This is a genomic window from Halomonas sp. (assembly GCF_041689495.1).
Classification (GTDB): Bacteria; Pseudomonadota; Gammaproteobacteria; order Pseudomonadales; family Halomonadaceae; genus Halomonas.
In genome coordinates, this window is sequence record NZ_JBDNGD010000329.1 from 1 (window position 1) to 4315 (window position 4315).

The 4315-nt window shown below is 63.5% G+C and carries 6 protein-coding genes; 3 read left to right on the top strand and 3 right to left on the bottom strand.

Annotated elements, in window-relative coordinates; translation table 11 throughout:
* Positions 1 to 228, top strand: a 228-nt coding sequence (locus tag ACESMD_RS10625; RefSeq protein WP_372612963.1) for an ABC transporter permease subunit, incomplete at its 5' end; no start/stop codon positions are given.
* Between the two features lie 24 nt (positions 229 to 252).
* Here the strand turns inward: ACESMD_RS10625 and ACESMD_RS10630 are convergent.
* The 3 genes from ACESMD_RS10630 to ACESMD_RS10640 form a co-directional block, all read right to left on the bottom strand.
* On the bottom strand, positions 253 to 1551 hold the full coding sequence (locus ACESMD_RS10630) for a TRAP transporter large permease (RefSeq protein WP_372612965.1): 1299 nt from the start codon (positions 1549 to 1551) through the stop codon (positions 253 to 255).
* Between the two features lie 16 nt (positions 1552 to 1567).
* Positions 1568 to 2119, bottom strand: coding sequence for a TRAP transporter small permease (locus tag ACESMD_RS10635; RefSeq protein WP_372612967.1), 552 nt, complete (start codon positions 2117 to 2119; stop codon positions 1568 to 1570).
* A 66-nt stretch (positions 2120 to 2185) separates the two neighbouring features.
* Positions 2186 to 3190 (bottom strand): TRAP transporter substrate-binding protein, encoded by a 1005-nt coding sequence (locus tag ACESMD_RS10640; RefSeq protein WP_372612969.1) that lies wholly within the window; start codon positions 3188 to 3190, stop codon positions 2186 to 2188.
* A 161-nt stretch (positions 3191 to 3351) separates the two neighbouring features.
* Here ACESMD_RS10640 and ACESMD_RS10645 point away from each other — a divergent pair, with 161 nt between their 5' ends.
* Both ACESMD_RS10645 and ACESMD_RS10650 read left to right on the top strand, forming a co-directional pair.
* Positions 3352 to 4107 (top strand): 5-oxoprolinase subunit PxpA, encoded by a 756-nt coding sequence (locus ACESMD_RS10645; RefSeq protein ID WP_372612971.1) that lies wholly within the window; start codon positions 3352 to 3354, stop codon positions 4105 to 4107.
* Positions 4104 to 4315 (top strand): carboxyltransferase domain-containing protein (locus ACESMD_RS10650; RefSeq protein WP_372612973.1); only part of this gene is annotated, 212 nt, incomplete at its 3' end. The genes ACESMD_RS10645 and ACESMD_RS10650, both read left to right, overlap by 4 nt.

Sequence of the window (4315 nt, forward strand, 5' to 3'; positions counted from 1 at the left end):
CTGCCCCTGGCCGCCCCCGTGATCCTGGCCGGAATCCGTACATCCGTGACGATCAATATCGCCACGGCGGCCATCGGCGCCACGGTGGGCGCAAGCAATCTCGGCGACCCCATCATCTCGGGCATCGTCAACGGCAATACCGCCTATATCCTCCAGGGTGCCTTGACCATCGGATTACTGGCGATCACCGTCGATAGCGTCTTCGAGCGTTGGCAGCGGCGGCGCTGACGGCATTGAGGATCCGGTGACGCTTCAGCGATTTCCCATGGCTTCCGGCAGCCAGGTGGCGATGCCAGGAAATACCGTGATCAACACCACGCCGACCATCATCAGCAAGAAGAACGGCAAGGCCGCCCAGGCAATGTAGAGGATATTGCGTCCGGTCATTCCCTGCAGGACGAAGAGATTGAAGCCCACCGGTGGGGTGATCTGGGACATCTCCACCACGATCACCAGATAGATGCCGAACCAGATCAGGTCGATATTGGCCGCCTCCACCATGGGCAGCATGATCGAGGTGGTCAGGACCACCACCGAGATGCCGTCCAGAAAGCAGCCCAGCAGGATGAAGAACAGTGTCAGTGCCGCCAGCAGCATGAAGGGCGACAGGCCCAGGGTGCCGATCCAGGCGGCGAGTTCCCGGGGCAATCCGGTGAAGCCCATGGCGGCGGTCAGGAAGGAGGCACCGGCGAGGATGAAGGCGATCATCGTCGAGGTCTTGACCGCGCCGAGCAGCGCGTCCATGAAGATGCCACGGCTCATGGCGCCCTGCAGCTTCGCCAGCAGCAGCGAGAGGACGACGCCCATGGCGGCGGCCTCGGTGGGCGAGGCAATGCCGGCATAGATCGAGCCGATAACCCCGACGATCAGCGCGAACAGCGGAATCAGGCGCCGGGATGCCCGCAGCTTGCCCATGAAGCTGACCCGCGCATCGGCCGGCGGCACCTTGTCCGGGTAGCGCCAGGACCACAGCATCAGATAGCCGATGAACATGGTGATCAGCATCACGCCCGGCAGCACGCCGGCCATGAACAGTCGGGCGATGGACTGTTCGGTGGCCACCGCATAGACGATCAGGATGATCGAGGGAGGAATCAGCAGGCCCAGGGTCGCGGAGCCGGCGAGGGTGCCGATCACCAATTGCTCGTCATAGCCGCGCCGGGTCAGCTCCGGGAGGGTCATCTTGCCCATGGTGGCGCAGGTGGCCGCCGAGGAACCGGAGACGGCGGCGAACAGGCCGCAGCCGACCACGTTGATGTGCAACAGGCGTCCCGGGATGCGCTGCATCCAGGGGGAGAGGCCGCTGAACATGTCCTCGGCGAGGCGCGAACGAAACAGGATCTCGCCCATCCAGATGAACATCGGCAGGGCGGTCAGTTCCCAGCTGTAGCTGGAGCCCCAGATATCGGAGGCCATCACGCTCCCCGTGGGAACCGAGGTGAACTGGGACAGCCCCAGCCAGCCCAGTCCCAGCAGGGAGAAGGCCACCCAGACACCACTGCCCAGCAGCAACAGCAGGGCGCTGAAGAGGATCAAAATCATCAGGAGCATGGCAAGTCTCCGAAGCTCACCCGTGGCCGCTGTCGTCGATGGTGAAGCTGGACGGCCGGGTCAAGGCGATATGCAGCGTCCCCAGCCAGGTTTCCACCAGGGCAAGGCAAAATAAGGATACGCCGACCAGCATGGCCGACTGGGGAATCCACAGCGGAATCGGCACCAGGCCATAGGAGGTCTCGCCGAAGGCGATGCTGTCGTCGAGAAGCCAATAGAGGCTCCAGGTGAGGTAGAGGCTGAGGGCCAGGGCCAGGCTCAGGCAGGCCACTTCGACATAGGCACGGGGCGCCGGTGGCAGGCGACCGATCAGAAGCGTCACGCGGATATGCCCCCCGTGGATGAAGGTGTAGGCCAGGCCCAGGAAACTGGCACCGACCAGCAGGAAGCCGGATATCTGTGCCAGCCCCGGGATGGCCAGCCCGATGCGGTCACCCCCCCACTGGGTTACGGTGATGTCGATGATGCGACCCAGGATCTGTGCGGTGATGAGGGTACAGATCAGGCAGAGGCAGGCGGCGGCCAGGTAGCCGCCGATATCGTAGAGCAGGCGGAGTCGATAACGCATGACGACTCTCTCCGTTGCAAGCGCAAATCCCCGGTGATACCGAACGCCAGGGATGATGGCGGGCTGTCAGGGGCGTGCGTCTGCGTAGGCCTCGAGGATGGCGGCACCCTGCTCACCGGCACGTTCGACCCATTCGCTGGTCATGGTCTCGCCGATTTCGGCGAGTTTCTCGGCGAGTTCGGGGGTCGGTTCGCTGACCTCGATACCGTTCTCGCGAAGCACGGCGATGGCCTCCTCGGTTTCCTGGCGGCTCATTTCCCAGCCACGCTCCTCGGCGGTCGCCGCGGCCGCGAGCAGCGCCTCACGGGTACTGTCGTCCAGGCGTGACAAGGCCTGCTCGCTGACGATGATCATGTTCTTGGGTAACCAGAGTTGGGCATGGTTAAAATGATTCAGGTAGTCCCAGGCCTTGGTGTCGGCACCGGTGGCCGGCGAAGTCACCATGGCGTCGACACGCCCGGTACTGAAGGCGGTAGGGATGTCCGGGACCTCGACCTGGGTGGGCACGGCGCCGGCCAACTGCGCCAGACGCTCGCTGGCAGCATTGTAGGCTCGCATGTTGAGGTTGCGCAGGTCGTCGGGCTCGTCCACGGCTTCCTGGGTATAGATGCCCTGGGGCGGCCAGGGTACGGCAAAGAGGATGCGAAGCTGTTGCTCGGCGAGCTCCTCACTGATGATCTCCCGCGAGGCCTCCCAGAGTGCCCGGGCTTCCTCGTAGTTCGAGGCCAGGTAGGGGACGGAGTCCACCTCGTAGATCGGATTCTCGTTTGCCAGGCGTGACATGATCAGCTCGCCGATTGGCACGATGCCACGGCGCACCGAATTCTTGATCTCGGCATGGCCGATCAGCGAACCATTGGAGTGCACGGTGATGTCCAGTTCGCCATCGGTGGCCTCGCGCACGTCATCGGCGAACTCGCGGATGTTGACGGTATGGAAGGTCATGTCGCCATAGGGGGTGGGCATGTCCCACTCGGTGGCTGCCTGGGCAGCGGTGCTCAGGGTCGCCAGGCCGAAGCCAAGAAGGGCGGCTGAGGTCAGGCCGGCTAGCAGGGGGTTTCGGGTGTTCATGGACATTCTCCTGAGAGTAAGGTGAAAAGATGGCCTGATTGGCACGAACCATTGTTGGCACGAACCATCGACGGGCCTTCCATCAGGATAGCGGTCTTTTGGCGATTCTTGTAGTGTGCTGTTGGTGTGCCGTGCCAGACGATGTTTACCGGGAGAACGCCATGCCAAGACTGCTGCTCAACGCCGACATGGGCGAAAGTTTCGGCCCCTGGGTGATGGGACTCGACCATGAGGTGATGCCGCATGTGGACCTGGCCAACGTCGCCTGTGGTTTCCATGCCTCGGACCCGGATGTGATACGCAAGACGGTGAAGCTGGCGAAGCAATACGCTGTCATCGTGGGGTGTCACCCCGCCTATCCGGACCTGGTTGGCTTCGGTCGTCGATCCCTGGCCTGTACCCCCGAGGAAATCGAGAATCTGGTGCTCTACCAACTCGGTGCCCTGGCCGGTATCTGTCGGGCCGAAGGACTCGAGGTGGGCTATATCAAGCCCCATGGCGCCCTCTACAATGACATGACCCGTGATCCTGAGGTGCTCCTCGCCGTCATCAGAGCGATCCTTGCCTTCGATGACAGGCTCCCCCTGATGGTGCTGGCGACCCGTGACCCCTCGACGGCTCGCGAGCTCGCGGATTCCCGTGGTGTGACCCTATGGTTCGAGGCCTTCGCCGACCGGGCCTATGACGGCGAGGGAAGACTGGTATCCCGCCGTGAGCCGGGGGCGGTGCATCATGATCCGACGATGATCGTCGACCAGGCGGTGCGGATTGCCACCGGCCGTCCGCTTGTGGCCTCCGACGGCAGGGAACTGCGGCTCAACGCCTCCACACTCTGCGTGCATGGCGACAATCCCGAGTCCATCGCCGCCGTCAGGGAGATCCGCGAAGCCCTCGACGCGCTCGAGCAGGCCTCGTGAGTGAACGTTTCAACGACTGCCTGCCGCGCCTGGAAGCGGCAGGCCTTGACGCCTGGCTGGTTCGCTGCTTCGCGGAAATCGACGAGGCGAATCTTCCCTGGCTCACCGCCCTGACCCGCGACTGCGAACAACACTTCGGCGACGCCCTGGTCGATCTGGTGCCGTCCTACACCACGCTGCTGGTGGTCTTCGATCCCATCAAGCTGAC

Bases quoted from the DNA above. Each gene is read 5' to 3' on its own strand.
- ACESMD_RS10630 (WP_372612965.1), bottom strand. From the start codon at position 1,551: ATGCTCCTGATGATTTTGATCCTCTTCAGCGCCCTGCTGTTGCTGCTG.
- ACESMD_RS10635 (WP_372612967.1), bottom strand. From the start codon at position 2,119: ATGCGTTATCGACTCCGCCTGCTCTACGATATCGGCGGCTACCTGGCC.
- ACESMD_RS10640 (WP_372612969.1), bottom strand. From the start codon at position 3,190: ATGAACACCCGAAACCCCCTGCTAGCCGGCCTGACCTCAGCCGCCCTT.
- ACESMD_RS10645 (WP_372612971.1), top strand. From the start codon at position 3,352: ATGCCAAGACTGCTGCTCAACGCCGACATGGGCGAAAGTTTCGGCCCC.